This is a genomic window from Rhodococcus sp. R1101, from assembly GCF_000278445.1.
GTDB classification, from domain to species: Bacteria; Actinomycetota; Actinomycetes; order Mycobacteriales; family Mycobacteriaceae; genus Rhodococcus; species Rhodococcus gordoniae.
Genome location: NZ_AJVB01000694.1, coordinates 1 through 1,497, shown reverse-complemented (window position 1 = coordinate 1,497; position 1,497 = coordinate 1). Strand labels below are relative to the sequence as shown.

Sequence of the window (1,497 nt, the reverse complement as noted above, 5' to 3'; positions counted from 1 at the left end):
GTTGTCACTGTTCGACCGTTTCGCCACACGTGCCGACGTCCTGGTCTCCCGAGCCGCGTTCTTCGCCTTCTGCGTACTGTTGGTACTGGTCTGGGCGCCGTCGTTTCTGTTGCTCGACAACATCGACACCTGGCAGCTGATCATCAATACCGTGACCACCATCGTCACGTTCCTGTTGGTCGCTCTGTTGCAGAACACCCAGAAACGGTCCGACGATGCGATCCAGCACAAACTCAACGCGATCGCCGACGGCTTGGCCGACCTGATGGCACAGCTGTCCCGTGAGCACCCCGGCCTGCAGATCGATTGCGAGGAACTACGCGCGGCCGTCGGACTCGAGCATCGTGAAGGCTCCTGAGCCGTTCCGCTTTCCGGTCCGGCCGGCCGGGCACATCAGGGTACGCCGGGCACGGTGATCGTCGGGTCTCGGCGGCACACGGTGCGGCCTGACCACCCACCCGGTGCCTCACCTCGCAGTTGCCAGGATTTCACCTCCGTTTTCACCATCGGAACGTCCGTTTCCCGCCGGGGTGGTCGTTCCCGAGCGGTGATACTTGTCCGTGGTGGTCCACGATCCCCGACCTGTGGGTCACCGGACGGCCCGCCTCGAGCCCGAGGCGGGCCGTCGAATCCCGCTCGGCGCACTCCGTTACCGCACTGCCTGGTCGGCCGTCCCGATCGAGGATCTCCAACTTTCGATGGATGAACGAACTCAACCAATGCGCGATGTCCGCACCCACCGTTCTCCGCGAAGCTGGATACATGTTCCTCAGTCTCCGAGATCTCCGTTTCGCCAAAGGCCGTTTCACGCTGATGGCTTCAGCCTTGTTCCTCATTTCGTTGATGGTGGTCATGCTGTCCGGTCTGACCTCGGGACTGGGCAATCAGTCCATCGCCGCGATCGAGAAAATCGATGCCGACCACGTCGCGTTCGGCACTCCGGCCGAGGGCCGAGCGGTTTCGTTCGGCGAGTCGACCGTGACGATGCGCCAACAGGCGGAACTGGCCGGTGCCGACGGTGTCGACGCTGCCGCGATCATCGGGATCGCCCCCGTCCGGATCAGCGCCGACGGACGAGAGGTCGCCGCTTCCGCGTTCGGTGTCGACGGGCGGTCCTTCGCATCCCCGGTTCCACTCGACTCCGGCTCGGTCGCCGTCGACACCGACCTCGCGAGCAGTAACGGATGGACGACCGGAACTCGGATCTCGCTGGGCGGCAACACATTCACCATCCGCGCTCTGGTCGACGACTCGTTCTACAGTCACCAGCCCGTGGTCTGGATGGAGCACGACGCATGGCAGTCGCTGCCGTCGGCCGGTGGTAGCGAGGGCACCGTCGTGGCGTTGCGCACCTCGGGCGATTTCGATGCCGATTCCGTCGGTGCTGCGACCGGAACGGTCGTCACCGACGACGACGGCGCGTTGAACGCCATCGGCTCGTACACCTCCGAGCGGGGTTCGCTCCTGCTGATGCAGACCATGCTGATGATCGTCAGC

The 1,497-nt window shown here is 64.3% G+C and carries 2 protein-coding genes; both read left to right on the top strand.

The annotated features are described in order from the left end of the window. The first annotated feature begins 1 nt into the window (after window position 1). Entirely contained in the window at window positions 2-358 is a 357-nt protein-coding gene (locus R1101_RS0123315; RefSeq protein ID WP_081494151.1) for a low affinity iron permease family protein, read from the top strand. Between the two features lie 344 nt (window positions 359-702). Continuing rightward, window positions 703-1,497: hypothetical protein (locus tag R1101_RS0123310; RefSeq protein WP_016935590.1), on the top strand; the 795-nt coding region annotated here is incomplete at its 3' end.